24 protein-coding genes, 5 tRNA genes and 1 pseudogene are annotated in these 25,782 nt (G+C 56.6%); 21 read left to right on the top strand and 9 right to left on the bottom strand.

The features are described 5' to 3' along the window. Window positions 1-54 precede the first annotated feature (54 nt). The 6 genes from JFT91_RS11510 (at window position 55) to JFT91_RS11485 (ending at window position 2,305) form a co-directional block, all read left to right on the top strand. Complete coding sequence (locus JFT91_RS11510; protein WP_201146760.1) at window positions 55-1,296, top strand: aspartate kinase; 1,242 nt, start codon at window positions 55-57, stop codon at window positions 1,294-1,296. Between the two features lie 187 nt (window positions 1,297-1,483). Continuing rightward, entirely contained in the window at window positions 1,484-1,672 is a 189-nt protein-coding gene (gene csrA, locus JFT91_RS11505) for a carbon storage regulator CsrA (protein ID WP_002554426.1), read from the top strand. Window positions 1,673-1,734: 62 nt separating this feature from the next. Further along, a tRNA-Ser gene (locus JFT91_RS11500) sits at window positions 1,735-1,825 on the top strand. A 107-nt stretch (window positions 1,826-1,932) separates the two neighbouring features. Further along, window positions 1,933-2,009 (top strand) — tRNA-Arg (locus JFT91_RS11495). A 71-nt stretch (window positions 2,010-2,080) separates the two neighbouring features. Further along, window positions 2,081-2,157: transfer RNA gene (locus JFT91_RS11490), tRNA-Arg, on the top strand. A gap of 71 nt (window positions 2,158-2,228) precedes the next feature. Continuing rightward, window positions 2,229-2,305 (top strand) — tRNA-Arg (locus tag JFT91_RS11485). 19 nt (window positions 2,306-2,324) lie between these two features. Here JFT91_RS11485 and JFT91_RS11480 read toward each other — a convergent pair. After that, window positions 2,325-2,843 (bottom strand): cell envelope protein SmpA, encoded by a 519-nt coding sequence (locus JFT91_RS11480; protein WP_201228153.1) that lies wholly within the window; start codon window positions 2,841-2,843, stop codon window positions 2,325-2,327. Between the two features lie 321 nt (window positions 2,844-3,164). Here JFT91_RS11480 and mgtE point away from each other — a divergent pair, with 321 nt between their 5' ends. Continuing rightward, window positions 3,165-4,607, top strand: a complete 1,443-nt coding sequence (gene mgtE / locus JFT91_RS11475) for a magnesium transporter (RefSeq protein WP_201146759.1) — start codon at window positions 3,165-3,167, stop codon at window positions 4,605-4,607. Window positions 4,608-4,849: 242 nt separating this feature from the next. Here mgtE and JFT91_RS11470 read toward each other — a convergent pair whose 3' ends face one another. Then, a complete protein-coding gene (locus JFT91_RS11470) occupies window positions 4,850-5,176 on the bottom strand; it encodes an Arc family DNA-binding protein (RefSeq protein WP_003178899.1) in 327 nt (108 codons plus the stop codon). A gap of 388 nt (window positions 5,177-5,564) precedes the next feature. On the opposite strand from JFT91_RS11470, the gene phnN reads away from it, so the two are divergent. Then, window positions 5,565-6,134, top strand: a complete 570-nt coding sequence (gene phnN, locus JFT91_RS11465; protein ID WP_201205928.1) for a phosphonate metabolism protein/1,5-bisphosphokinase (PRPP-forming) PhnN — start codon at window positions 5,565-5,567, stop codon at window positions 6,132-6,134. Here the strand turns inward: phnN and JFT91_RS11460 are convergent. Further along, window positions 6,109-6,288 carry a PA3371 family protein gene (locus tag JFT91_RS11460; protein ID WP_201205926.1) on the bottom strand — a complete coding sequence of 60 codons (180 nt, stop codon included), beginning with the start codon at window positions 6,286-6,288 and terminating at the stop codon, window positions 6,109-6,111. The genes phnN and JFT91_RS11460 overlap by 26 nt on opposite strands. 20 nt (window positions 6,289-6,308) lie before the next feature. Next, window positions 6,309-6,545: a hypothetical protein gene (locus JFT91_RS11455; protein WP_201205924.1), complete on the bottom strand. Its 237-nt coding sequence runs from the start codon at window positions 6,543-6,545 to the stop codon at window positions 6,309-6,311. A gap of 295 nt (window positions 6,546-6,840) precedes the next feature. Between JFT91_RS11455 and JFT91_RS11450 the strand changes: the two genes are divergently transcribed. Both JFT91_RS11450 and JFT91_RS11445 read left to right on the top strand, forming a co-directional pair. After that, window positions 6,841-6,917 (top strand) — tRNA-Arg (locus JFT91_RS11450). A 153-nt stretch (window positions 6,918-7,070) separates the two neighbouring features. Continuing rightward, window positions 7,071-7,448, top strand: coding sequence for a c-type cytochrome (locus JFT91_RS11445; RefSeq protein WP_201232636.1), 378 nt, complete (start codon window positions 7,071-7,073; stop codon window positions 7,446-7,448). A 69-nt stretch (window positions 7,449-7,517) separates the two neighbouring features. Here JFT91_RS11445 and JFT91_RS11440 read toward each other — a convergent pair whose 3' ends face one another. Then, entirely contained in the window at window positions 7,518-8,897 is a 1,380-nt protein-coding gene (locus JFT91_RS11440; RefSeq protein WP_201232436.1) for a lysozyme inhibitor LprI family protein, read from the bottom strand. A 211-nt stretch (window positions 8,898-9,108) separates the two neighbouring features. Here JFT91_RS11440 and JFT91_RS11435 point away from each other — a divergent pair, with 211 nt between their 5' ends. From JFT91_RS11435 to JFT91_RS11420, 4 genes are all read left to right on the top strand, one after another. Then, window positions 9,109-10,713 carry a tetratricopeptide repeat-containing response regulator gene (locus tag JFT91_RS11435; protein ID WP_201232435.1) on the top strand — a complete coding sequence of 535 codons (1,605 nt, stop codon included), beginning with the start codon at window positions 9,109-9,111 and terminating at the stop codon, window positions 10,711-10,713. After that, window positions 10,710-11,402: a sensor histidine kinase gene (locus JFT91_RS11430; protein WP_201231095.1), complete on the top strand. Its 693-nt coding sequence runs from the start codon at window positions 10,710-10,712 to the stop codon at window positions 11,400-11,402. The genes JFT91_RS11435 and JFT91_RS11430 overlap by 4 nt, the downstream gene beginning before the upstream one ends. Before the next feature lie 297 nt (window positions 11,403-11,699). After that, the gene (locus JFT91_RS11425; RefSeq protein ID WP_201232635.1) at window positions 11,700-12,941 is read left to right on the top strand and encodes a glutamine synthetase family protein; all 1,242 of its coding nucleotides are present in this window, start codon (window positions 11,700-11,702) and stop codon (window positions 12,939-12,941) included. A gap of 69 nt (window positions 12,942-13,010) precedes the next feature. Continuing rightward, window positions 13,011-14,399 (top strand): MFS transporter, encoded by a 1,389-nt coding sequence (locus JFT91_RS11420; protein ID WP_201232434.1) that lies wholly within the window; start codon window positions 13,011-13,013, stop codon window positions 14,397-14,399. A 240-nt stretch (window positions 14,400-14,639) separates the two neighbouring features. On the opposite strand, the gene JFT91_RS11415 is transcribed toward JFT91_RS11420, so the two are convergent. The 4 genes from JFT91_RS11415 to flgA form a co-directional block, all read right to left on the bottom strand. Continuing rightward, window positions 14,640-15,386, bottom strand: a complete 747-nt coding sequence (locus tag JFT91_RS11415; protein ID WP_201232433.1) for a flagellar regulator YcgR PilZN domain-containing protein — start codon at window positions 15,384-15,386, stop codon at window positions 14,640-14,642. Window positions 15,387-15,478: 92 nt separating this feature from the next. Further along, complete coding sequence (locus JFT91_RS11410; protein WP_201232432.1) at window positions 15,479-15,946, bottom strand: flagellar protein FlgN; 468 nt, start codon at window positions 15,944-15,946, stop codon at window positions 15,479-15,481. 48 nt (window positions 15,947-15,994) lie between these two features. Beyond that, on the bottom strand, window positions 15,995-16,321 hold the full coding sequence (gene flgM, locus JFT91_RS11405; RefSeq protein WP_201147833.1) for a flagellar biosynthesis anti-sigma factor FlgM: 327 nt from the start codon (window positions 16,319-16,321) through the stop codon (window positions 15,995-15,997). A 149-nt stretch (window positions 16,322-16,470) separates the two neighbouring features. Continuing rightward, on the bottom strand, window positions 16,471-17,232 hold the full coding sequence (gene flgA / locus JFT91_RS11400) for a flagellar basal body P-ring formation chaperone FlgA (RefSeq protein WP_201231091.1): 762 nt from the start codon (window positions 17,230-17,232) through the stop codon (window positions 16,471-16,473). 82 nt (window positions 17,233-17,314) lie between these two features. Between flgA and JFT91_RS11395 the strand changes: the two genes are divergently transcribed. From JFT91_RS11395 to JFT91_RS29555, 7 genes and pseudogenes are all read left to right on the top strand, one after another. Further along, window positions 17,315-18,247 (top strand): chemotaxis protein CheV, encoded by a 933-nt coding sequence (locus JFT91_RS11395; protein ID WP_201147835.1) that lies wholly within the window; start codon window positions 17,315-17,317, stop codon window positions 18,245-18,247. A 46-nt stretch (window positions 18,248-18,293) separates the two neighbouring features. Next, on the top strand, window positions 18,294-19,121 hold the full coding sequence (gene cheR / locus JFT91_RS11390) for a protein-glutamate O-methyltransferase CheR (protein WP_201147836.1): 828 nt from the start codon (window positions 18,294-18,296) through the stop codon (window positions 19,119-19,121). A gap of 372 nt (window positions 19,122-19,493) precedes the next feature. Further along, entirely contained in the window at window positions 19,494-19,901 is a 408-nt protein-coding gene (flgB, locus tag JFT91_RS11385; protein ID WP_053122819.1) for a flagellar basal body rod protein FlgB, read from the top strand. 3 nt (window positions 19,902-19,904) lie between these two features. Beyond that, complete coding sequence (gene flgC, locus JFT91_RS11380) at window positions 19,905-20,348, top strand: flagellar basal body rod protein FlgC (RefSeq protein ID WP_003227217.1); 444 nt, start codon at window positions 19,905-19,907, stop codon at window positions 20,346-20,348. 15 nt (window positions 20,349-20,363) lie between these two features. Continuing rightward, complete coding sequence (gene flgD / locus JFT91_RS11375; RefSeq protein WP_201147838.1) at window positions 20,364-21,089, top strand: flagellar hook assembly protein FlgD; 726 nt, start codon at window positions 20,364-20,366, stop codon at window positions 21,087-21,089. Window positions 21,090-21,119: 30 nt separating this feature from the next. Then, window positions 21,120-22,460, top strand: coding sequence for a flagellar hook protein FlgE (flgE, locus tag JFT91_RS11370; protein ID WP_201232431.1), 1,341 nt, complete (start codon window positions 21,120-21,122; stop codon window positions 22,458-22,460). Between the two features lie 289 nt (window positions 22,461-22,749). Next, window positions 22,750-25,761: pseudogene (locus JFT91_RS29555) on the top strand (beta strand repeat-containing protein); the annotation flags it as partial. Window positions 25,762-25,782: the final 21 nt, after the last annotated feature.

Below are 25,782 nucleotides of genomic sequence, written 5' to 3'. Positions count from 1 at the left end.
GACGGCTGTTTGATTGATTATTGGGCGCCCTTCATGGGCAGAGGCGGCTTTGAAATGGCTTTGATCGTACAGAAATTTGGAGGCACCTCGGTCGGTACTGTCGAGAGAATCGAGCAGGTCGCCGACAAGGTTAAGAAGTTCCGCGATGCCGGCGATGACCTGGTGGTTGTGCTGTCTGCAATGAGCGGCGAAACCAACCGTCTGATCGATCTGGCCAAGCAAATCAGTGGCGACAGTCAACCGGTTCCGCGTGAATTGGATGTGATCGTTTCCACCGGTGAGCAGGTAACGATTGCCCTATTGGCCATGGCGCTGATCAAGCGCGGTGTGCCGGCGGTGTCGTACACCGGTAATCAGGTGCGGATCCTGACGGACAGTGCGCACAATAAAGCGCGTATCTTGCAGATTGATGACCAGAAGATTCGTGGTGATCTGAAAGCAGGTCGCGTAGTGGTTGTCGCCGGTTTCCAGGGCGTCGACGAGCACGGCAACATCACTACCCTCGGTCGTGGCGGTTCCGACACCACGGGCGTCGCATTGGCTGCAGCGCTGAAGGCTGACGAGTGCCAGATCTACACCGACGTTGATGGTGTCTACACCACCGACCCGCGTGTTGTTCCGGTCGCTCAGCGCCTGGACAAGATCACCTTCGAAGAGATGCTGGAAATGGCCAGCCTCGGCTCCAAGGTGCTGCAGATCCGTGCGGTGGAATTCGCCGGCAAGTACAACGTTCCGCTGCGCGTACTGCACAGCTTCAAGGAGGGTCCGGGCACCCTCATTACTATTGATGAAGAGGAAACCATGGAACAGCCGATCATTTCCGGCATCGCTTTCAACCGCGATGAAGCCAAGCTGACCATCCGTGGCGTGCCAGACACCCCGGGTGTGGCGTTCAAGATTCTCGGCCCGATCAGTGCCGCGAACATCGAAGTCGACATGATCGTGCAGAACGTTGCGCACGATAACACCACCGACTTCACCTTCACCGTGCACCGCAACGACTATCAGGCCGCACAGACCGTGCTGGAAAACACCGCTCGCGAGATCGGTGCCCGTGAAGTGGTTGGCGACACCAAGATTGCCAAGGTCTCGATCGTCGGCGTCGGCATGCGTTCCCACGCAGGCGTGGCCAGCCGCATGTTCGAATCCCTGGCGAAAGAAAGCATCAACATCCAGATGATCTCGACCTCGGAAATCAAGGTTTCCGTGGTAATTGAAGAGAAGTACCTGGAATTGGCTGTGCGCGCCCTGCACACGGCTTTCGAACTGGATGCTCCGGCCCGTCAGGGCGAGTAATTCCGTTTCTTGAAGGGCGCGGTCTGACCGCGCCCTTTATTTTTTGAATGGCGCGAGCCCTGAACTGTTCTTTTGCTCGCGCTGGTCAATACTCAGGCATGTAGGGCTACGATCGCTCCGGTTGTAGGTCGGGTGCCTTTTTTTTGCAGACTGTTGTCCCAGAACTGAATTGCGTAAGGAGAAAGGTATGCTGATTCTGACCCGTCGGTGCGCAGAAAGCCTGATTATCGGTGATGGCGAAATCACCGTGACCGTGCTCGGCGTTAAAGGAAATCAAGTGCGTATCGGTGTGAATGCCCCGAAAGAGGTTGCTGTGCACCGTGAGGAAATTTACCTGCGTATAAAGAAAGAGAAGGACGAAGAACCAAGCCATTAATTTTTATCGATTTTTATGTTTGCAAACGGGGAAAAGGTTGGTTAAGATACGCCCCGTGTTGCGGAGAGCTGGCCGAGTGGCCGAAGGCGCTCCCCTGCTAAGGGAGTACACCTCAAAAGGGTGTCGGGGGTTCGAATCCCCCGTTCTCCGCCATTATTTGCTTAGTACGTCGTAATCTGGCTTTTTCTGTAAGTTGTTGAAATTAATAGAAAAAGTGGTTGGAATAGAGATTAGACGGGCTATAATGCGGCGCAACAAATGCACTCGTAGCTCAGCTGGATAGAGTACTCGGCTACGAACCGAGCGGTCACAGGTTCGAATCCTGTCGAGTGCACCATTTAAGAGTTAGTTGCAGCAATGCAGGTAACTTGGCTTCATCCAGTTGTGGTCTGGTCTAAAAACACAAATGCACTCGTAGCTCAGCTGGATAGAGTACTCGGCTACGAACCGAGCGGTCACAGGTTCGAATCCTGTCGAGTGCACCATTTAAGAGTTGGTTGCAGCAATGCAGGTAACTTGGCTTCATCCAGTTGTGGTCTGGGCTAAAAACACAAATGCACTCGTAGCTCAGCTGGATAGAGTACTCGGCTACGAACCGAGCGGTCACAGGTTCGAATCCTGTCGAGTGCACCATACACCGAAAAGCCCGCGTTTAACGCGGGCTTTTTGCTGTCCGGGATTTACCTTTTTCCTTCACACATCCCCTCTGATCAAAATCGACTTGTGCGCTTCGGCCTCGCTTGAGGTCATAACGGTAAGTCGTTGTCGATGTCCTGATATTCACTTTGTCCGGTTTGCCCAGTGCGCTTTCGACATCCTGTGCGCTCATGCCCGCGATGACTCGTCGATTGATGATCGCTTCCCGGCGTTGCCTGGCATCGATCACGTTGCCGCACAGATGCTCTGCGACGCCGACAATGCCGGGCTCTCGCCCCTGGATATTCATGCCGGATGTTTTTTCGTGATTGGCTTCCGGCATCACGGCTACGACGGATCCGGGCGAGTAGGGGTGAACCTCCTGTTTTGAGAGTCGTTCGCCATGCGAGCAACTCATTGATGTGAATGTGATGCTGCCGTCCGCCGCTTCGCAGCGATGCAGGGTTGTCGCTTCACCACTACGCGCTAGGCAAAACAGGCAGGTCAGTACAAAAAGAATTGATTTTGTTGGCATCCGACGTCCTCCATGACGATCTACGCTCAAGGGTAGTCGCTACATTTTTCAATGCGGGTGTGTTTTCTTTTCAGGATGAGTCGTCGCATTTGCAAGGGTCAGGACAACGCTCAGGTTTGTTTCGCAAGCGCTTGTTTCGACCGCGATTTTTTAACGTTTAAAACCGTCAGGCGGTGTATCATTGCGCCCGTCAGCCCCGCCGGGGCTTGTGGAAAATCTCCATGGACTTACCCAGTAGTTACTCAGTACCCCGTTTCACCAATCATGAATTGACTGATTGATCCTTCCGGCGTGCCCCGCTGCTGGGAGTGGAGTTCGCCTATGTCTGAAATCGAAGTAAAGAAAACACAGGAAAGCCTGCAGGATCGACTGGCTCAAGTCGTCGAGCTGCTGCAGCGTCAACGGGTCGTCGAAGACCTGACTCATCGCCAGGAAGGCGCGCATCACGACCGGGTCGAGAACCTGGTTCACCGGCAGAACCTCGTCGAGTTGCAACGCAAGCTCGATGACCTGCACTCCGCCGACGTTGCCTACATCCTCGAAGCCTTGCCGCTGGACGATCGCCTGACGCTTTGGCAATTGGTCAAAGCTGATCGCGACGGCGACATTCTTCTAGAAGTATCCGATTCCGTTCGTGAAACGCTGATCGCCGACATGGACGATCACGAGCTCCTGGCTGCCGCCAAGGACATGGACGCCGACGAACTCGCTGACCTGGCTTCCGAGCTGCCGCGAGACGTCGTCCATGAGCTCATGGAGAGTCTCGATAACCAGCAGCGTGAGCGTGTCCGTTCGGCCTTGTCCTATGACGATGAGCAAGTCGGTGCGTTGATGGACTTTGAGATGGTGACGATCCGTGAGGATGTCAGTCTCGAAGTGGTTCTGCGTTATCTGCGTCGCCTTAAAGAGCTGCCGGGTCATACCGACAAGCTGTTTGTGGTGGACTACGACGGCGTGCTCAAGGGCGTGCTGCCGATCAAGCGTTTGCTGGTTAATGATCCGGACAAACAAGTTGCTGAGGTGATGGCGAGTGATCCGGTGAGTTTCCACCCGGATGAAGACGCCTACGATGCCGCCCAGGCATTCGAGCGTTATGACCTGATTTCTGCTCCGGTCGTCGACAAGAACGGCAAGCTGATCGGCCGTCTGACCATCGACGAAATGGTCGACTTGATCCGTGAGGAGAGTGAAAGCGAAGTCCTCAACATGGCAGGTCTGCGCGAAGAGGAAGATATCTTCGCTTCGGTGTGGAAATCTCTGCGCAACCGTTGGGCGTGGCTGGCAATCAACCTGATCACTGCGTTCATCGCTTCCCGAGTGATCGGTCTGTTTGAAGGTTCGATCGAGAAGCTGGTAGCACTCGCGGCACTGATGCCGATCGTGGCAGGTATCGGTGGTAACTCCGGTAACCAGACGATCACCATGATCGTTCGCGCCATGGCGCTCGATCAGGTCAGTACAGGCAACACCTCGCGCCTCATGCGCAAGGAGCTGGCGGTAGGTCTGATCAATGGCCTGGTTTGGGGCGGTGTGATTGGCGTGGTTGCTTATCTGCTTTACGGCAGTTGGTCGTTGGGAGTGGTCATGACGGCGGCTATGACGCTCAATCTGTTGCTGGCAGCCTTGATGGGCGTATTGATCCCGATGACCCTGGCGAAAATGGGTCGAGACCCGGCGATGGGGGCGAGTGTGATGATCACTGCCATGACCGACAGCGGTGGCTTCTTCATCTTCCTCGGGTTGGCGACAATCTTCCTGCTCTGACCTGTTGTATCGAAACAGCCCGCTCAATGGCGGGCTTTTTTGTGCCTGTTTGATGGGTGATCAGTAACCTGTGGCGAGGGGATTTATCCCCGATGGGCTGCGCAGCAGTCCCTCTTTTGGGGCCGCTTCGCAGCCCATCGGGGATAAATCCCCTCGCCACGGATGTATGCCAGGCGGCTGACGCGTCAAATCGAGGGCAAAAAAAGCCAGCAACTAAGCTGGCTTGAGGTGTTCGGTGTGGCTCAGGACGCGTCTGCTGCCATTTCGGCGTCGTGGGCGATCAAAGATACCAAGGCGTTCTGCTGGCGGTGAGACAGCTGGCGGAAACGTTGCAACAGCTCGCGTTCATGCAGCGAAAGCTCGGGGCTGTCCAGGCGCATGCTCAGCTCTTCGCCCAGTGCACCTTCCTGAATAAGACTCTGCTCAAGGCGCGCAATGATCTCGGAGTTCATGCTGCGATGATGATTGCGAGCCACCTCGGCAATGCGTTCACGCATTCCGTCTGGCAGACGTACGACGAACTTGTCAGCCGTACGGCTGGAATAAATTGCCTGTTTCAATGGGCGCATATATTTAACCGGTTAGTTCAGGGGAGCGGTTCTCGGGATTGGCCGCAGGATGTGTGGTAGGACAAGCATCCGCGCCAAATGGTTCAACCTGAATTGTTAAGAGGCCCGCATCATGCCTCAAAATTGCCAGATCATTGGCGTCAATTCTGTGACAAATATTGAGCTGGGTAAAGGCGTAATGCCAGCACCAATTATCAGAAATGCGGACTGGTTTGAAAACTTCGCTTTAACCCGCATCACTGTTCGCTTCCAAGTGCACATCAATAGATGCCCAAAGGCATCAGAACGTGCATGCTATGGCGCTTTCGATCCTTGTTCCTTGCCTTTACAGGATAGTGGCAATTTGCCGATTTACTAGGGGCGGGCACCTGCCAGAGGACATTTCAGGATGGATGGCAAGCTTATTTATCTAATGGGCCCTTCCGGTTCAGGCAAGGACAGTCTGATTGAGGCTGCGCGTCAGCCGTTACGCGCGATGAATTGCGAAATCATGCGCAGGGTCATCACTCGATCGGCTGAATCGGTGGGGGAGGACGCCATCGGTGTAACGGCTGAGGAATTCGATCGCCATGAGCGCGCCGGGGATTTCTCGCTGGCATGGCGAGCGAACGGTCTCGCATACGGAATCCCGGTGGATATGGATCAACTGCTATCGGCCGGACGAAATGTGCTGGTTAACGGTTCTCGTGCAAACCTGCGCCAAGCGCAGGAACGTTACCCAACGCTATTACCGGTTCTGTTGACGGTAAAGGATGAGGTGTTGCGTGAGCGCCTCCTTCAGCGTGGTCGAGAAACGCTGAAGCAAATTGATGAGCGGCTTGCCCGCAATGCTCAATTTCAGAATCGCAGGTCAAGTGATTCGCCCGCGTATCTGATCGACAATTCTGGTGACCTGGTCAGCGCCGTCAATCATCTCCTGGAATGGATACAACTCAACGCAACACAGGGTCAAACTTGAACTTGCGTCCTGCTACCAATGCGAGAACAAAAAATACCGCGAATATGCCGCAGCCAATCAGGGGAAGGGTAATTTCGGTTTCCTCGAACAGCGAAAAATGCAAGGTGCCACTCAAAAAGGCGAGGATCAGAAATCCTGCTGCTGACTTCGACATCGGTTGCTCCTGAAGTTGTTTCAAAAAACCAGGCGTTCGGTAGCGTTCCCCGGCAGCGCTTGCTCGGAGTCGCTGACTGCCTGAGGTGCGGTACTGCTCTGGTCGTTCAATACCGCCCATTGAGGCGCTTTCTGCACCTGTAGGTAATGCGGCATGCGCTGAGCCACCCGTTCCGGTGCAGCACTCTCGGGAATAAAATGAAAGCCAAATAGAATCGCCAAGGCGATTGCGTTTGCAATGCAGAGAGTGCTGTTCATGTGAGGCCGCTCCGAGTGCTCTTTATATAAAGCAGGCAAAGCAGCCGTCGTGCCAACAGTCTAACTGCTGTTAAGTCCTTTAAAAACAAGCATTTGGGAGGTTTTTTGGGATTGGCAGGATTGCAATCTGCAATGATGGCTTTTTGAAGGAGTGCAAAATGCACGGAAAATCTTCCTTCAGCGTTGCAAGCCGCTTGCCTACACTTAAAATGCCTACGGATGACATGACAAATCAGGGCTTGGCCGTTAACATGCAGGCCGTCCGTCGCGCGGCGTCTGCTCGCGACCTTCGTATGTCTCAGTAGCTCAATTGGATAGAGCATCCCCCTCCTAAGGGGAAGGTTGGCAGTTCGAACCTGCCCTGGGACACCATATGATTTCGGCCTGTTCAGGCCCTTCCTCTGACCGCTACGTTTATCTGCAACAGCAGCGTGGCAGCAGAAGAAGCAAATAAAGCCCCTTTCAGGATAATCCGGAAAGGGGCTTTTTCGTATTTACGGTTTAAGGATGATGCCAATGGAAGGCCTGAAAGTATTACTCATCGCTTCGCTAGGGTTTTTATCGCTCATTCAACCATCCCTTTCCGTTGCGGATAACGTCAGCGGCAAAAACCTCTATTCACAGCGATGCGCCATGTGCCACGGCGCCGATCTCAAGGCTTCAGGCCCCTTGGCGAATAAAAGCAATCCTCCGACGCCTGATCTGACAACTTCCGCTTTCAAACAACGCCTGAAGGATTACCCGGGCGTTATCGTGTCATCCGTCATACTTCGCCCAAACGGCGACTTGATTCCCAGAACATTGCGCGAGAACGGCGTGAAGGTTCCGCCGCACGTCTGGACGATTCAGGACTTTCGCGATTTGAATCAGTATATGACTGGTGTGATTGCAAAAAGTCGATGATTTTTCGGATGAAAAAATAGCCCCGCACAGAGTCATCTGGCGGGGCTTTTTCATGGGCGGGCGTCGGGATTATTCCTCGGCGCCACCTCCAGGTTTGCTGATCGAAGTGCTGATCGTGGTCATGCGCCGACGACCATTGACCTTGTAGTCGCGCTCTTGGTCTATCGCGCCTGGCTTGCGCAGAGTCACTTGCGCATACAGGCCATCCTTTGCGCTGTAGGTGCCGAACCAGTTATTCAGTCGCGCAATAAAGCATTCGCTACCGATGATCACCGGGAAGTCGGCTACCTGCTCGATGGCGTAATAGCCTGCGCCGTAGCCGTAATATTCCTCGCGGTCGGTGGTGGACGGAGGAATCGGGCACATGGGTTTTCGCTCTTGCCCGCTGTCGGAGGTTTCTTCCCCAACTGTAGCCAAGCCTTGGGCGAGTGCCCGGTGCAGATCCGGTTTCAACTTATAAGTGGTTTTGTGCTCATCATCAGGCTGAATGCGAGGGATGCTGAGTTGATAGCGATAATGAATCGTCAGTTTGGGCACCAGGTGGTTCGCCTGCCACGGACTGAGCAAATAGACGTTATCGACTCCATACGAGCTGTCGCGATACGCGGCATAGACCTTGCCGCGAATGCTGATCCAGTTCACGGACTGATTGGCGCCGCGATCACTGATGGAGTAAAGCGAACTGCCAATACCTGATTCCTGGCCCAGCGCTGCGGTTCTGCGGGTGAGCCGGTCACCGTCACGGCGGTAGGTTTCGAAGAAGCTGAACAGCCCGGTGCCGCCAGTGTAGGTCTGAACGATCAGGTCGCGCTGTCCATCTCCGTCCAGATCAAGCAAGTTGAACGTAGTCTGCCCAAGTTCGGTGTCGGCATCCAGGTTTGAGGCTTGCATAGCCTTCCACTCGCTCTGGGTAACGCCCTTGGGAGAGGACTTCGGGAAGTGCGTTTTTTCAGAATATTGACCATCGTCAGACTCTGCGTAAAAGGTTGTCAGGGGGCTTTTGATCGACAATGAGGCAAGTGTCCGTTCCAGGGCAAACTCCGGATCTTTTTTGCTCATCGCTTGAATGCGCTGTTGCAGGTCGTCCATTACTTGTTTATCGATGTCATTCGGTTTGAAGACAACCGCTGCCTTCCACGCCGCTTGCAACAATTGCAGGCGCTCGCGGTAGTGCTGATCCAGGCAAGAAACATCCTCTGCACACTCATTCCGGGTGTCCAGCCACTGCCGTTGAGAACGTTTAAGTTCAGGCTGCGTCTGTACCGATGCCTTCATCAATCCCCGATAAACCATGCCCATCTGCGCATCAAGTTCATGCAACTCTTTACTTGCGCAGATAGTGTTTTCGACGACATTCGCCGCTTTTGTGCAATCCATTCCGGCCGCCATCGCTTGCTGAACAAACAGCGCTGCGCAAGCGGACACAATGCAACGTCCCTTGATGTACACGCAGTCATCCTTGTTTTGAGTAGTTATACAGGCGCGCAGGGTAATCGTTGGGCGAGGAATCTTGAAGCGCTGGCTTCAGAGAACGCTACTTCTGGCCGATAACCCACTCGGTGACTTCAAAGTCGAGCGAAATCGCTTGATAGCATTTGGCCGCCAGCTATCATCTGCGCGCCTGAAATTGCCACTTTCTTCAATTGCCTGGAAATCTTCGATGCTGTCGTATCACCAAAAGAGTTTTCTGATCGTCGATGATTTCTCGGATTTCCGCAGTTCCGTTCGTTCGATGCTGCGGGAACTTGGGGTCAAGGACGTCGACACCGCCGACACCGGTGAGCAGGCGCTGAAGATGTGTGCACAGAAGTCCTACGATTTTATCTTGCAGGATTTCCATCTTGGCGACGGCAAGAAGAACGGCCAGCAGGTACTCGAAGACCTGATGCTGGAGAAGCTCATCAGCCACGAAGCGGTGTTCGTCATGGTCACCGCCGAGACCAGTCAGGCGATGGTGCTCAGCGCGCTGGAGCATGAGCCGGACGCGTACCTGACCAAGCCGTTCAACCGCTCCGGGCTGGCCCAGCGACTTGAGCGTCTGGAGCAGCGCAAGACGCTGCTAAAACCGATTCTGCAAGCTCTCGACCGTGGTAAACCGGTCGAGGTGCTCAACGCCTGCATCGCTCTGTGCAAGCAGGATATTCGCTATTCGCCGCTGTGCCTGCGTTACCGTGCCGATGCCCTGCGCGACATGAACCAGAACGAAGCGCTGGAGCGTCTTTATGACAGCATCATTGCCGACCGGCCGTTGCCGTGGGCGTTTGCCGGGTTGGGCAAATTGCTCTTCAAGCGTGGGCAAGTGGCGCAGGCCAAAGGTATTTATGAGAAAGCGCTGAAGGTGTTCCCGATGATGCCGGCGCTGTACGACGGCATGGCTGAAGTCCTGGTTTCCGAAGGTGATACCAAAGGCGCGCAGCAGGTGCTCGAAGAAGCGATCCGGTTATCGCCGCTGGCGGTGCGTCGGCAGGCGTTGCTGGGCAAACTGGCGATGGCCAACGAGGATTTCGACACGGCTTCGCGCGCCTATCGTCAAGCCGTGGCGCAGGGCGCGCAGTCGCGGTTCAAGGACCCGGAAAGCAACCTGGGGCTGGCTCACGCGCTAATCAGCAAAGGCAGTGAGCGTGGTCTCGATACGCGCACGCGGCTGGAGATCAACACCACCCTGAGTGCGGTCGCCAAAGAGAACCCGACCGATCCCGGCCTGCAGATCCGTGCACGTCTGATGAAGGCCACCAGCCTGTTGCTCAACGATGCCGAGACTGCCGATAAGCTCACCGAACAAGCGTTGATGCGTCTTGATGGCATGGAGCAATTCATGAGTCCGGAAGCGGCGCTGCTCGTCGCCAAGCAGTTGCAGATGCTGGGTCAGGCTGAGGCGGGCACCTCGATGCTCAAGAGTTGCGCGGAGATCTACGGCGACGATCCGGCAGTGATGAAAGACATCGCCAAGCTCACCGATGACCCGACTATCCTCAGTTCCAGCAACGCTGCCGCTGACCTCAACCGTCAAGGCGTGCGGGTGTACAAGACCGGCAACCTGGTCGAGGCCCGCGAGGTGTTCCGCAAGGCGCTGAAGATGCAACCGAAAAACATCAGTATCGCCCTGAACATGGCCCAGTCGCTGCTCCATGGCACTGACACCAGTGTGCCGTCGGCGGAGCTGGAAGAATGTCGGGCCTGCCTGAAACTGGTTGGCCTGATGCCCGACACCGACGCGCGTCATGCGCGTTATCAGAAGCTGAAAAGCAAGGCGTTTGGCGAATGAACGACGATCAGCAGGCGCTGGATTTTTCCACGGTGATTGCCTCCACCGTCCACGACATGAAGAACTCCCTGGCCATGCTGATGCAGGCCCACAGCCAGTGGCTGGCGCGATTGTCCGAAGCACAGCGCCAGGGTTCGGAGCAGGGCGTGATCGATTTCGAGTTCGCCCACCTCAACGGCATGCTGGTGCAATTGCTTGGGCTGTATAAGCTCGGCGTCAATCAGCTACCACTGCAGCCGGCATATCATGAACTCGACGATTTCATCGAGGCGCAACTGGCGGCGCATCAGGAAGTGTTCGCCAGCCGCGGGATCATCGCCACGTACGAGGTTGATCCGCTGAGTCCGCTGGGCTTCTTTGATCGTGAACTGATTGCCTCGGTGCTCGGCAACTGCATCAACAATGCAATCCGCTACGCACGCGAGTCGTTGCTGATTACTGTCAGTGACGAAGCGGGGCAGTTGGTGCTGACCATCAATGATGACGGCGACGGTTATCCGGCCGAGATGCTCGAGCGTCAGGCCGATTACGTGCAGGGCATCAATCACAGCAGCGGCAGCACCGGGCTGGGTTTGTATTTCGCCAATCGCATCGCAGCGCTGCATCAGCGCAACGGCGTCGAGGGCCGAACCGAAATCAGCAATGGCGGCCCACTGGGCGGCGGCCTCTTCAGCCTCTACCTGCCCTGACACAACACCGGCCCCTGTAGGAGCTGCCGCAGGCTGCGATCTTTTGATCTTCAAAAGCAAAGTCAAAAGATCGCAGCCTGCGGCAGCCCCTACAGAGAAAAGGATTTTGTTTGGCGCTGCTTGATATTCCGAACAGGCGAAGCCTATTTTGTACGAGTCGCCGTTCGCGGCTCGCACAATAACAAGGATAGCGTCATGACAACCGATGGCCAGCTTTCACTCGCACAGCGACTGACGGGCATTGATGAGATTGAATGTGTCACGCCGGATTTGAATGGCGTGCCACGGGGCAAGGTGATGACTGCCAAGGGTTTCCTCGAAGGGCGGCGTTTGCAGATGGCGCGGGGAGTGCTGCTGCAATGCATCATGGGCGGTTATCCAGCGGCGCGGTTTTACGGCAGCGATGACGGCGATCTGGCGCTGGTGGCCGAGCCAACCATGATTCACCCGCTACCGTGGAGCGACGAGCCGCGTGCTCTGGCCATTTGCGACGCTGATGAGCTGACCGGTGAAAGCTCAAACCTGTCGACCCGTGGCCAGCTCAAGAAGGTCATTGCCCGATACGCAGCGCGCGGTCTGGCGCCGGTGGTAGCGACTGAGCTGGAGTTCTTTGTCTTCGCGCCAAACACCGATCCGACCCAGGCATTCCGTCCGCCGGTTGGCCTCGACGGTCGCCGCGAAGATGGCTTGTCGGCGTTCAGCGTCAGTTCCAACAACGGTCTGCGCCCCTTCTTCAGTGAAGTCTATAAATGCATGGCGGCCCTCGGCTTGCCGCGCGATACCTTCATGCACGAAATGGGGGTCAGCCAGTTCGAGATCAATCTGCTGCACGGTGATCCACTGTTGCTGGCCGACCAGACTTTCCTGTTCAAGCACCTGCTCAAGGAAGTTGCGCTCAAGCACGGCTTGACCGTGGTGTGCATGGCCAAGCCCCTGGCGCACACGCCGGGCAGCTCGATGCACATTCACCAGAGCATCGTTGAAATCGGCAGCGGCAAGAATGTGTTCAGCGACGAGAATGGTCAGCCGACCGCGATGTTCCGTCACTTCATCGGCGGGCAGCAAGCGGGCATGGCCGATTTCACCGCACTGTTTGCTCCCAACGTGAACTCCTATCAGCGTCTATGCCACCCCTACGCTTCGCCAAACAATGCGTGCTGGTCACACGACAATCGCGCCGCTGGCTTGCGTATCCCCGCCAGTTCGCCGGTTGCACGTCGGGTTGAAAACCGTTTGCCGGGTGCCGATGCCAATCCGTATCTGGCGATTGCAGCCAGTCTGGCCGCCGGTTTGCATGGGATCGAGCATGAGCTGGAGCCGACCGAAGCGATTCAAGGCGAGTTTGAAGTGCCGGACAACCTTTCGTTGCCTTGTACCTTGCATGCCGCCCTTGAACGTCTGAAACGTAGCCAATTGGCGAGGGAACTGTTCGGACAGGAGTTCATCGAAGGCTACATCGCTTCGAAGACCATGGAGTTGACCAGCTTCTTTGATGAAATTACTCCCTGGGAAAGGCGTGTTCTAGCAGCCCAGGCCTGACGAACCGTCGCCACCGGACTATCGTTTTGAGAGTCCGGTATTTACTGCAAGGAGCCGCTCGGAACGCCGATGCGCCAAATCTGGAAATCCTTTCGAGCGCTGTATTTTGCCTCGCTGATGATGTTGATCGGCTCGGGCCTTCTATCTACTTATCTGGCGCTGCGTCTGGCCGCTGACCATGTCGACGGACTGTGGGTCGGTGCACTGATGGCGGCCAACTATTTTGGCCTGGTGCTGGGCGGCAAGATTGGCCACCGGCTGATTGCCCGGGTTGGGCATATCCGCGCTTACTCGGCGTGTGCCGGGATCGTCGGTGCGGCGGTGCTCGGCCACGGACTGGTCGACTGGCTGCCGGCGTGGCTGGTGCTGCGGACGATTGTCGGGCTGGGCATGATGTGCCAATACATGGTGATCGAGAGCTGGCTCAACGAGCAGGCTGAGGCCAACCAGCGTGGTCTGGTGTTCAGCGGCTACATGATCGCCTCGTATCTGGGTCTGGTCTTGGGCCAGCTGATTCTGGTCATGCACCCCGGGCTGGGTCTGGAATTGCTGATGCTGGTCGCCCTGTGCTTCGCGCTGTGTCTGGTGCCGGTGACCTTGACCCGGCGGATTCACCCGGCGCCACTGCACCCGGCGCCGATGGAGCCACGCTTCTTTATCAAACGTGTCCCACAGTCGCTGAGTACGGTGCTCGGAGCGGGCCTGATCATCGGCTCGTTCTACGGCCTGGCGCCGCTGTATGCCTCGCAGCAGGGACTGTCGACCGAGCAGGTCGGTCTGTTCATGGGTAGCTGCATTTTTGCCGGATTGCTGGTGCAGTGGCCGTTGGGTTGGTTATCTGACCGTTATGATCGAGCGCTGTTGATTCGCTGTTTTGCCGGGTTTCTGGCGGTGGCGGCCTTGCCCTTGGCGATATTGCCGCAGGTTCCGCTGGAGGTGCTGTTCGTGGTCGGCTTCCTGTGTTCGCTGGTGCAATTCTGTCTGTATCCGCTGGCGGTGGCGTTCTCCAATGACCACGTCGAAGGTGATCGTCGAGTCTCGCTGACGGCCATGCTGTTGGTGACCTACGGCGTTGGTGCGAGTATCGGGCCGTTGCTTGCGGGCGTGCTGATGAAGTTTCTCGGCAGCCAGAGTCTGTATGCGTTCTTCAGCTTTTTTGCGTTGGTGCTGGTGTGGCGGATTCGGCCGAAGGCGGTGACCAATCTGCATCAGGTCGACGATGCGCCGCTGCATCACGTGGCCATGCCGGACAGCATGTCGAGTTCGCCGCTGGTGGCGGCGCTGGATCCGCGGGTGGATGAGCAGGTGGTTCAGGAGCAGATGCAGACCCCGGTGACGCCAGAGTCGGAGCCGCAACCTGATGCGGAACCAGAAGTGCAGCCTGAGCCTGCGGTAGAAGCGGGGCCGGATGACGGCAGCGACAAGCCAACGCCGGATATCAGTGGTGCCAGACCTTGACAGGCACCGATGGAATTCCCCTGTGGCGAGGGGATTTATCCCCGATGGGACACGAAGTGGCCCCAGCCCGGACTACCGGATTTTACTGATACACCGCATTGAATGGTTTTGAGGGCGCTTCGCGCCCTATCGGGGATGAATCCCCTCGCCACAGGTATCCATTACAGAAGCTGCTATTCGGGTTGGAAATAAAAAAGGGCAGTCCCGCCAAGGACTGCCCTTTTTATTTGTCGCTACGAATCACATATCGTCTTTGTCGAAACGCCGTGCTTCACGCTGCAACTGATAAACAAAACGTTCAACGTTGCGGGCTGCCTGGCCACTGATGTTGTGGAAGCGCAGGCCGGCAAAGGTGATGTTGAGTTTTTCTTCGAAGTGCAGGTAACGCAGTTCGACCGAAGTCGGCTGGTTGCCGAACAGCGGCGGGGCGATCATGCGGTCGTAGACCTGACCCAGTTGCAGGCGATCAGTGATGTCGCCCTCAAAACGCAACTTGCAGCCGGTGGCGGAAATATCCAGCAGTTTGCCGTTGATCGGCGCCTTGAGCTTTTCGCCGCCGAGTTCAACGCTGACCAGATCGGTCAGTTTCAATGCGGCGCGAAATGCATTGCGGCGCTGGTGGTAAACCACTTCGGTCGGCATTTCGCCTGTGTAAAAGCGGTCGCCTTCGGATTCTTCGATGTTCAGGGTGCCGGTGCATTCCCAGGCGATGCGCACGCCTTCATGGAAACCTTCGACCCGGAACGGTTCGCCGGCGAGCAGAAAGCGTTCGCCATCGCGCGGAATCATTTCGTCGAGGGCAATCGAAGCGCTGTCGCGGTCGACTTTGATCAGGTAGCTCTGGAAGCGCTGGCTGCGTTCGTGGAACGTGATGATCAGCGGGTCGTGGCTTTCTTGCAGTTGGCGCAGGTTGCTGGAGATTTCCAGTGGCGTGGTGAGCACCTTTGGTGGCTGCGGAGCATCATCCGCGCTTAGGGCGTTTGGCACGTTTTCTCAATCTCCAGACAAAATTTGACGATGACTAGCCAGCATTTTGCCAGCATGTTTCACGTGTTGATAGTGCAGGGCCATCGAATGGCTCACGCCTGGCTGAGCGTACGCGGCTTGGCAGGTTTGGCGAAAGTGCCGCTAGCGTCATAAAGCGCTGGCGGTTCGCCGCCCGTGAGGATTTTCAGCTGATTGGCCGTGGTGGCCTGCTGGATCTGGATCGACTGGCCATTCTTGACGTTGGCGGCCTGGCACTGAGCGATGAGATCGGTCAATGCGTCACCTTGCGTCAGCAGCTGCGCGCCAATGCTCGACTGGCCGGCCAGTTGCTCGAGGCCCTGGCGATCAGTCGACAGGCCAAGGCTGGCGAGGATTTCGCTGCGCTTGCGGCCATGCTGTTCAAGCAGAATGATCAACGCCTGTTTGCGCGCCAGAATTTCTTCCAGCAGTGGCATGTCACGACCGTGCAAAGCGAGGGCCTCGGTTTGCAGTAACTTCAGCAAATCTTGAGCTGGAGCAAAGTCGTCGTTGATCAGTTGCAGTAAGTTAGTGTCGTGCATGGCTGGCCTTGGGTTTTAAGCGTCCAAAAGCCTGGCGCCGGCAAAAGCCTAGCGCTGGGCTTCGAAGTTGAGCAGTTTGCTGGCTACACGGTTGCTGTCGACTTTATAGCTGCCATCGGCAATCGCGGCTTTCAACTCGGCCACACGGGCTTTGTCGACAGCAGGCTGATCGCGCAGCTTGTCAGTGACCTTCTGCAACTGTTGAGCCTCATTGCTGAGGTGTACCGATTCCCCGCTTTTTGCGGTACTGGCCGGTTCGGCCTGGGTATTCAGCGGTGCGGAAGTGCCGTTTTCGGCGGTTTCCTTAGGCGCGCTGGTACGTGTACTGCCTGTAAGTGACGAGGAACTGTTCAAACGGCTGAAATCGATGACCATGATAAAAACCTCTGGGAATTTGGACGCTTGCCATGTTTTCGGCCATCCCCTGGAAAACTTTAGGCGCATTTACCAATGAGCCTTGCATGCGCCGGCGCGTGTCCTGCTGCGGCACAGTTTAGGGAACAGCCGGGATCAGCGCCAGTTTTCTACATCGCCACTTCCACTTGGCCGGGCGCGGTGACTTGCGCCTTGATGACCCGTTGCGAATTGAGGTTTTTCACCCGGATCTGTTCTTTCAAGCCGCCGTTGGACAGCGCTTCGCCCGGCATCCGCACGGCAAGCGTGCCGCTGCGGGCGGTGATGACCACTTGATCGCCTTTACGAATGACTTCTGCCTGTTCCAGATGGACCAGAGTAATCACCTGATCGGCGACCGTTGGTCGGGTTAATTTTTGCCCGATGGCTTCGTCCACCGAGGTCAGAAAGCCTTGATTGATCAGGCTGACGTCGCGTTCACGCAAGGTCACGTCCTGCGGCTCGATAATTCCGGCGCGCTTGAGGGGCCGGGTGGTGGTGACAATCTCGCGAAACAGGCGGACTTGAGCGGGCACGAACACGGTCCAGGGCGAGGTTCCCTCACAGCGAACCTTCACCGTTACGCGGCCCAAAGGACGTGCCGGACTCTCCAAAGAGGCTGTCAATTCCTTGTCGCACATAGGCATGCGCATACGTGGATCGAGCTGTTTGACTTCGATTTCGTAGCGGCCTTCCGTTTGACTGGTAGCCAGATAGTCTTCTACGGTGAACTCAAGAAAGCCCTGAGTGACGCCGATAAGCATGTCAGGCAAGGTAACCGCATCAGCAATGGCAGGGCTGCCAGCGAAAAAGCAGCAAATGGCGGACGCCACACAAAGCCCTCTGCGGAGGGGTGATGTCAGGCGTCGGAAAAATGTCGTTTGAGCGTTCATACGAGTTAAAAAGCAAGCGCCGTGCCGTTTAGCAATGAATGTGCGTCGCAACAACACTTGGCGTTGATGTAGGAGTCTGGGCATGGCTGGTGTAATGGATTCGGTGAACCAGCGCACGCAACTGGTGGGGCAGAATCGCCTGGAGCTGTTGTTGTTCCGTCTCGACGGTCAGCAGCTCTATGGAATCAACGTGTTCAAAGTACGGGAAGTGCTGCAATGCCCGTCGCTGACGTTGATGCCCAAGTCCAGTCCTGTCGTGTGCGGGGTGGCGAATATTCGGGGGGCGACCATTCCGATCCTTGATCTGGCAATGGCGACCGGTTCCGGAGCGTTGAAAGACAAGAACAATCCGTTCGTGATCATCACGGAGTACAACACCAAGACCCAGGGTTTCCTGGTCCGCTCGGTGGAGCGCATCGTCAACATGAACTGGGAAGAGATTCATCCGCCGCCCAAGGGCACGGGGCGCGATCATTATCTGACCGCTGTGACTCGGGTGGACAATCAGTTAGTCGAAATCATCGACGTCGAGAAGGTGCTGGCGGAAGTTGCGCCGACGCCGGAAGCGATTTCGGTGGGCGTGGTCGATGTCGAGACCCAGACCAAAGCGTTGTCGCTGCGAGTGCTGACGGTCGATGACTCGTCGGTGGCACGCAAACAGGTTACGCGCTGTCTGCAAACGATCGGCGTCGAAGTCGTGGCGTTGAACGACGGCAAGCAGGCGCTGGATTACCTGCGCAAGCTGGTCGATGAAGGCAAGAAGCCGGAAGAAGAGTTCCTGATGATGATCTCCGACATCGAGATGCCGGAGATGGACGGGTACACCCTGACGGCGGAGATCCGCGGCGACCCGCGCATGCAAAAGCTTCATATCATCCTGCATACTTCGTTGTCCGGGGTATTCAATCAGGCGATGGTCAAGAAAGTCGGTGCCGATGACTTCCTGGCCAAATTCCGCCCTGATGACCTGGCATCCCGGGTAGTCGACCGGATCAAAGCAGCAGATATCAGCTAGGGGCCTTTTGCCCCTGGCGGTCAACACGATTTAAGAGGCGGCATCATTGTCTACGGGTAATTTGGATTTCGAACAGTTCCGGGTCTTCCTGGAAAAAGCCTGTGGCATTTTGCTCGGTGAAAACAAGCAGTACCTGGTCTCGAGCCGTCTCAACAAACTGATGGAGCAGCAAGGCATCAAGTCCCTGGGTGAGCTGGTTCAGCGCATCCAGACCCAGCCGCGCAGTGGTTTGCGCGAGCAGGTGGTCGATGCCATGACGACCAACGAAACCCTGTGGTTTCGTGACACCTATCCGTTTGAAGTCTTGAAGAACAAGGTATTGCCTGAAGCGATCAAGGCTGCGCCGAACCAGCGTCTGCGGATCTGGTCGGCGGCTTGTTCGTCGGGTCAGGAGCCGTACTCGCTGTCGATGTCGATCGACGAGTTCGAACGCAGCAACCTGGGCCAGTTGAAGATGGGTGTACAGATCGTTGCCACTGATCTGTCCGGCCTGATGCTGACCAACTGCAAGACTGGCGAGTACGACAGCCTGGCGATCGGTCGCGGTTTGTCGCCGGAACGCCTGCAGCGTTACTTCGACCCGAAAGGACCGGGGCGTTGGGTGATCAAGGCGCCGATCAAGAACCGAGTGGAGTTCCGCTCGTTCAACTTGCTCGACAGCTACGCCGCCCTGGGCAAGTTCGACATCGTGTTCTGCCGCAACGTGTTGATCTACTTCTCTGCTGAAGTGAAGAAAGACATCCTGTTGCGCATTCACAGTACATTGAAGCCGGGCGGTTATCTGTTCCTTGGCGCTTCCGAAGCGTTGAACGGTTTGCCGGATCATTACCAGATGGTTCAGTGCAGCCCGGGGATCATCTACCAGGCGAAATGATTGCATCGGCAACACAAAAAACGGCAGGCCCGCAAAGGTCTGCCGTTTTTTTATGCCTGAACAATTTCCCACGAACAGCACAAATCCCCCTGTGGGAGCGAGCCTGCTCGCGAAGGCGGCCTGTCAGGCACCGATGATGTTGGACGTGCTACCGCTATCGCGAGCAGGCTCACTCCTACAGGGGACCGTGGTGTGTATGAGATGGACGGCAAGCGGCAGAAAAGCGGCATTCGGCGGAAACCAGTTGCCGCTTTTCTGGCATTGCCGCTTTGCCGACTCCCGGCAAAGCCCCGGTTTCCGGGTGTTTCTCGCATTGGCACGCGGCTTGCTAAAGCTCAGTTACGAAAAACCGGTCACCCGAAGGTTCCCGACATGAGCATCAGCTTCGATAAAGCGCTCGGCATTCACGAAAAGGCTCTTGGCTTTCGCGCCCAGCGTGCCGAAGTCCTGGCGAACAACATCGCCAACGCCGATACCCCGAACTACAAGGCTCGGGATCTGGACTTCTCCAAAGTGCTTGAAGCACAGACCCAGAAGAACGCCAACGGCACTATCGCCTTGAACATGACCAATAGCCGTCACATCGAGGCAGAAGGTCTGGGCAATGGCGACGAATCGCTGCTGTATCGCACGCCGATGCAACCGTCGATTGACCAGAACACCGTGGACGCCCAGCTTGAGCAATCGAATTACGCGGAAAACGCGGTCGGTTTCCAGGCCAGCTTCACTCTGCTCAACAGCAAATTCAAAGGGCTGGTGTCAGCCCTGCGCGGAGAGTAATCCATGTCCCTGTCCAGCGTTTTCAACATTGCCGGCAGCGGCATGAGCGCACAGACCACGCGTCTGAACACCGTGGCCTCGAACATCGCCAACGCCGAAACCGTCTCGTCGAGCATCGACCAGACCTATCGCGCCCGTCACCCGGTGTTCGCCACCATGTTCCAGGGCGGCCAGAACAGCGGCAGCAACTCGCTGTTCCAGAGCCAGGATGCCGCCGGTCAAGGCGTGCAGGTGCTCGGTGTGGTCGAAGACCAGAGCAACCTCGAAGCGCGTTACGAACCGAACCATCCGGCGGCCGATGCCAAAGGCTACGTCTACTACCCGAACGTCAACGTGGTGGAAGAAATGGCTGACATGATTTCCGCGAGCCGTTCGTTCCAGACCAACGCCGAAATGATGAACACCGCGAAAACCATGATGCAGAAGGTACTGACCCTCGGTCAGTAATAAGGGGCGATTGCCATGAGTGTTTCCGATACCACCAGCTCCCTGAGCATGAATGACATCCTGGCGAACTCGTCGAAAAAGACCAGTTCGACAGCCGATGGCATTGCTTCGGCCACTAACAGCTCCACCGGCGGCCAGGCTCTGGGCAAGGACGCGTTCCTGCAACTGCTGGTTACCCAGCTGAAAAACCAGAACCCGCTCGATCCGCAAGACAACAGCGCATTCGTGGCGCAGTTGGCGCAGTTCAGCAGCCTGGAAGGCATCACCACGCTTAACAGCACTGTCAGCTCGCTGGCCGGCAACTACAACTCGTCGCAAGCGTTGCAGGCATCGTCGCTGGTCGGTCGCAACGTGATTGTGCAGACCAACTCGGTTCAGCTCGACGATCCGAGCAAAGGAATGACCGGTTCGGTCACCGTTCCATCGTCGATTGCCGGCGGTACCGTCAGCATTACCGACAGCAGCGGCACGGTGGTTCGCACCATCGATCTGGGCAGTCGTGCCGCAGGCAGCGCGAGCTTCACCTGGGACGGCAAGGACAAGGACGGCAATGTGGTCAAGACCGGTACTTATACCGTTAAGGCCAACGCATCGATCAATGGTACCTCGACCGATATGGCGACCTACCTGCCGGCCACCGTCACCAGCGTGACGATCAGCCAGACCGGCGGCGAGCTGATGCTCAACCTGTCCGGCAAGGGCACCGTTGCCCTGTCCAAAGTACAAACCATTGGTATATAGAGCCGACTAACCGGCACAAAGGAGTGGAATATGTCTTTCAATATCGGCCTTAGCGGTCTCTATGCAGCCAACAAACAACTGGACGTGACCGGCAACAACATCGCCAACGTCGCAACCGCCGGTTTCAAATCGTCCCGCGCAGAATTCGAAGACGTGTACTCGGCCACTCGTCTGGGTAGCGGCAGCAAAGTGATCGGCAACGGTGTGCGCCTTGCCAACGTTTCCCAGCAGTTCACCCAGGGTGACATCAACAACACCGGTAACGTGTTGGACATGGGCATCAACGGTTCGGGTTTCTTCACCATGAGCAACAACGGCTCGGTGTCCTACACCCGTGCCGGTACGTTCAAGGTTGACGATCAGGGCTTCATCACCAACACCGATTACACCTCGCGCCTGCAAGGCTACGGTGTGGATGCCAACGGCAAGATCATCAATGGCGTGTTGACTGACCTGAAAATCGATACTTCGAACCTGGCGCCTAAGTCGACTTCGCTGGTGACTTCGAGTATCAACTTGAACTCCTCGGCAACAAAAATCTTCGATACGGGCACCAACGCTGTTGTGTTCGATCCGACCAAGCTGGCGACGTACACCAAGTCGTTCAGTACCCCGATCTATGACACTCAGGGCAACTCGCACGTCATGGATCAGTACTTTGTGAAGACTGATGACAATACCTGGAAGGTTTACACCCTGGTAGATGGGCGCAATCCGGACGCTACCGGTAGCGATCCAAGCGATCCTGCTACTCCTCCGGTTGCTTCGACACTGACATTTGACAGCTCTGGCAATTTGACTCAGGTCAGCACGCCAAACCCGCTGGACCCCCTCAAGCCGATCCTCAGCAGCGACTTGACGCTGACCGGCTGGAAGCCAGGCACCGTGACCAACGGCAAATTCACGCCTAACGGCGCAGCGGCCAACACGGCTGGTGTGACCATCTCCATGGCCAAGACCACTCAGTACAACGCTGACACCGCGCGTTCGATCCCGACTCAGGATGGTTACGCCACTGGCCAGATCACCAACCTGACCATCGACGGCACCGGTACGCTGTTCGCCAACTTCAGCAACAACCAGAGCAAGGCCATCGGCCAGGTTGCACTGGCCAGCTTCACCAACGAACAAGGCCTGCAAGCAATCGGTGGCACCAGCTGGAAAGAGACGTTCGCTTCGGGTATCCCTGGCTACGATGCACCGGAAACCGGTACCTTGGGTTCGATCGCTTCCAACTCGCTGGAAGAGTCGAACGTTAACCTGACCAACGAGCTGGTGGATCTGATCAAAGGCCAGAGCAACTATCAGGCGAACGCGAAGACTATTTCGACTCAGAGCACCATCATGCAGACCATCATTCAGATGACCTGATGTGATCTGATAGCTGTACTGAAAACCGACGCCCCAGGGCGTCGGTTTTTTTGCCCGGGGTCAGGCTTTTCACAGATACCTACCGTTCGTCGGTAGCTGTGGTGCAGTAATTGCAGATGCCCCGAGCAGAAGAGGGGGCGCGTCAAACTTCTGCAGGTCATGGAGACCTCTGGTTGCAAGGCGGTTAAACGTCTCATTAATGACCACGCTCAAAAGTACTCGGCCTTATCGAGGCGATTCTGAAGTATTGCGTTGACTATCGATTTATCAAAAAGGCAAGGAAGAAACAATGGCAGTTATAAACGGAACGTCGGGTACGGACACACTGGTAGGCACGTCTAGTGCGGATGAGTTGTATGGGTTTGCAGGAAATGACTCGCTGAGTGGTGGTGAGGGCAATGACCTGCTGGATGGCGGAGCAGGTGCTGATGTCTTGAATGGCGGGAACGGTATCGATACCGCGTCCTACGCCAGTTCGACGGCAGGAGTAACCGTCAATCTGACCGCTGGAACAGGCGTTGGCGGAGATGCTCAGGGCGATACCTTAACCTCGATTGAAAGCGTTATCGGGTCTGCCTTTAATGACTCTCTGACCGCTAATGCGGCAGGCACCAACCTGATCGGCGGCACCGGCAACGACGTGTATTTCGTCAACGGTAACGCAGTCAATGTGATCGAAACCGCTGGCGGTGGCGATGACGAAGTACGCACCGTGCTTACTAATTTGCGTCTGGCCGACAACGTCGAACGCCTGACTTACGTTGGCAACAGCGTTTTCACCGGTTTCGGCAACGGTCTGGACAACGTCATCACTGGCGGTGCCAACAACGACACGCTGTCGGGCGGCGCAGGCGCTGACCAGTTCATCGGCGGAGCTGGCTCCGATACCGTGAGCTACATCGACAGCCTTGGCTCGATCACCATCAACACCAAAACCGGCGTCCACACCGGCATTGCCGAGGGTGATACGTATGTCGGCATTGAAGTGATTCAAGGTTCGAACTCTGACGACATTTTCATCAGTGGCGCAGCCGCCGACACGTTCGATGGCTCGATGGGCAACAACGACACCGTTGATTACTCAGGTTCGGCGAGCGGTGTGACAGTCAGTCTGGTCGGTGGTCTGGCCGGTGTTGGCGGTGATGCGCAGGGCGATCGGCTGTACAACATCGAAACCGTGATCGGCTCGTCCTTCGATGACTCGCTGACCGCGAACCTTGCGGGCAGCAAACTGATCGGCGGCACCGGTAACGACGTGTATTTCGTCAACGGTAACGCAGTCAACGTGATCGAAACCGCTGGCGGTGGCGATGACGAAGTACGCACCGTGCTTACTAATTTGCGTCTGGCCGACAATGTCGAACGCCTGACTTACGTTGGCAACAGCGTTTTCACCGGTTTCGGCAACGGTCTGGACAACATCATCACTGGCGGTGCCAACAACGACACGCTGTCGGGCGGCGCAGGCGCTGACCAGTTCATCGGCGGAGCTGGCTCCGATACCGTGAGCTACATCGACAGCCTTGGCTCGATCACCATCAACACCAAAACCGGCGTCCACACCGGCATTGCCGAGGGTGATACGTATGTCGGCATTGAAGTGATTCAAGGTTCGAACTCTGACGACATTTTCATCAGTGGCGCCGCCGCCGACACGTTCGATGGCTCGATGGGCAACAACGACACCGTTGATTACTCAGGTTCGGCGAGCGGTGTGACAGTCAGTCTGGTCGGTGGTCTGGCCGGTGTTGGCGGTGATGCGCAGGGCGATCGGCTGTACAACATCGAAACCGTGATCGGCTCGTCCTTCGATGACTCGCTGACCGCGAACCTTGCGGGCAGCAAACTGATCGGCGGCACCGGTAACGACGTGTATTTCGTCAACGGTAACGCAGTCAACGTGATCGAAACCGCTGGCGGTGGCGATGACGAAGTACGCACCGTGCTTACTAATTTGCGTCTGGCCGACAATGTCGAACGCCTGACTTACGTTGGCAACAGCGTTTTCACCGGTTTCGGCAACGGCCTGGACAACGTCATCACTGGCGGTGCCAACAACGACACGCTGTCGGGCGGCGCAGGCGCTGACCAGTTCATCGGCGGAGCTGGCTCCGATACCGTGAGCTACATCGACAGCCCTGGCTCGATCACCATCAACACCAAAACCGGCGTCCACACCGGCATTGCCGAGGGTGATACGTATGTCGGCATTGAAGTGATTCAAGGTTCGAACTCTGACGACATTTTCATCAGTGGCGCAGCCGCCGACACGTTCGATGGCTCGATGGGCAACAACGACACCGTTGATTACTCAGGTTCAGCGAGCGGTGTGACAGTCAGTCTGGTCGGTGGTCTGGCCGGTGTTGGCGGTGATGCGCAGGGCGATCGGCTGTACAACATCGAAACCGTGATCGGCTCGTCCTTCGATGACTCGCTGACCGCGAACCTTGCGGGCAGCAAACTGATCGGCGGCACCGGTAACGACGTGTATTTCGTCAACGGTAACGCAGTCAACGTGATCGAAACCGCTGGCGGTGGCGATGACGAAGTACGCACCGTGCTTACTAATTTGCGTCTGGCCGACAATGTCGAACGCCTGACTTACGTTGGCAACAGCGTTTTCACCGGTTTCGGCAACGGCCTGGACAACGTCATCACTGGCGGTGCCAACAACGACACGCTGTCGGGTGGTGCGGGTGCTGACCAGTTCATCGGCGGAGCTGGCTCCGATACCGTGAGCTACATCGACAGCCCTGGCTCGATCACCATCAACACCAAAACCGGCGTCCACACCGGCATTGCCGAGGGTGATACGTATGTCGGCATTGAAGTGATTCAAGGTTCGAACTCTGACGACATTTTTATCAGTGGCGCCGCCGCCGACACGTTCGATGGCTCGATGGGCAACAACGACACCGTTGATTACTCAGGTTCGGCGAGCGGTGTGACAGTCAGTCTGGTCGGTGGTCTGGCCGGTGTTGGCGGTGATGCGCAGGGCGATCGGCTGTACAACATCGAAACCGTGATCGGCTCGTCCTTCGATGACTCGCTGACCGCGAACCTTGCGGGCAGCAAACTGATCGGCGGCACCGGTAACGACGTGTATTTCGTCAACGGTAACGCAGTCAACGTGATCGAAACCGCTGGCGGTGGCGATGACGAAGTACGCACCGTGCTTACTAATTTGCGTCTGGCCGACAATGTCGAACGCCTGACTTACGTTGGCAACAGCGTTTTCACCGGTTTCGGCAACGGCCTGGACAACATCATCACTGGCGGTGCCAACAACGACACGCTGTCGGGTGGTGCGGGTGCTGACCAA

The sequence above is a fragment of the Pseudomonas sp. TH08 genome, from assembly GCF_016651275.1.
Lineage (GTDB): Bacteria > Pseudomonadota > Gammaproteobacteria > Pseudomonadales > Pseudomonadaceae > Aquipseudomonas.
Note: the sequence above shows the minus strand (reverse complement) of the source record. Positions and strands in the feature narration are given on the sequence as shown.

Excerpts from the sequence above, each read along its gene's own strand:
- JFT91_RS11510 (WP_201146760.1), top strand. The coding sequence starts at position 55 with ATGGCTTTGATCGTACAGAAATTTGGAGGCACCTCGGTCGGTACTGTC.
- csrA (WP_002554426.1), top strand. The coding sequence starts at position 1,484 with ATGCTGATTCTGACCCGTCGGTGCGCAGAAAGCCTGATTATCGGTGAT.
- JFT91_RS11480 (WP_201228153.1), bottom strand. The coding sequence starts at position 2,843 with ATGCCAACAAAATCAATTCTTTTTGTACTGACCTGCCTGTTTTGCCTA.
- mgtE (WP_201146759.1), top strand. The coding sequence starts at position 3,165 with ATGTCTGAAATCGAAGTAAAGAAAACACAGGAAAGCCTGCAGGATCGA.
- JFT91_RS11470 (WP_003178899.1), bottom strand. The coding sequence starts at position 5,176 with ATGCGCCCATTGAAACAGGCAATTTATTCCAGCCGTACGGCTGACAAG.
- phnN (WP_201205928.1), top strand. The coding sequence starts at position 5,565 with ATGGATGGCAAGCTTATTTATCTAATGGGCCCTTCCGGTTCAGGCAAG.
- JFT91_RS11460 (WP_201205926.1), bottom strand. The coding sequence starts at position 6,288 with ATGTCGAAGTCAGCAGCAGGATTTCTGATCCTCGCCTTTTTGAGTGGC.
- JFT91_RS11455 (WP_201205924.1), bottom strand. The coding sequence starts at position 6,545 with ATGAACAGCACTCTCTGCATTGCAAACGCAATCGCCTTGGCGATTCTA.
- JFT91_RS11435 (WP_201232435.1), top strand. The coding sequence starts at position 9,109 with ATGCTGTCGTATCACCAAAAGAGTTTTCTGATCGTCGATGATTTCTCG.
- JFT91_RS11430 (WP_201231095.1), top strand. The coding sequence starts at position 10,710 with ATGAACGACGATCAGCAGGCGCTGGATTTTTCCACGGTGATTGCCTCC.
- JFT91_RS11425 (WP_201232635.1), top strand. The coding sequence starts at position 11,700 with ATGACTGCCAAGGGTTTCCTCGAAGGGCGGCGTTTGCAGATGGCGCGG.
- JFT91_RS11420 (WP_201232434.1), top strand. The coding sequence starts at position 13,011 with ATGCGCCAAATCTGGAAATCCTTTCGAGCGCTGTATTTTGCCTCGCTG.
- JFT91_RS11410 (WP_201232432.1), bottom strand. The coding sequence starts at position 15,946 with ATGCACGACACTAACTTACTGCAACTGATCAACGACGACTTTGCTCCA.
- flgM (WP_201147833.1), bottom strand. The coding sequence starts at position 16,321 with ATGGTCATCGATTTCAGCCGTTTGAACAGTTCCTCGTCACTTACAGGC.
- flgA (WP_201231091.1), bottom strand. The coding sequence starts at position 17,232 with ATGAACGCTCAAACGACATTTTTCCGACGCCTGACATCACCCCTCCGC.
- JFT91_RS11395 (WP_201147835.1), top strand. The coding sequence starts at position 17,315 with ATGGCTGGTGTAATGGATTCGGTGAACCAGCGCACGCAACTGGTGGGG.
- flgB (WP_053122819.1), top strand. The coding sequence starts at position 19,494 with ATGAGCATCAGCTTCGATAAAGCGCTCGGCATTCACGAAAAGGCTCTT.
- flgC (WP_003227217.1), top strand. The coding sequence starts at position 19,905 with ATGTCCCTGTCCAGCGTTTTCAACATTGCCGGCAGCGGCATGAGCGCA.
- flgD (WP_201147838.1), top strand. The coding sequence starts at position 20,364 with ATGAGTGTTTCCGATACCACCAGCTCCCTGAGCATGAATGACATCCTG.
- flgE (WP_201232431.1), top strand. The coding sequence starts at position 21,120 with ATGTCTTTCAATATCGGCCTTAGCGGTCTCTATGCAGCCAACAAACAA.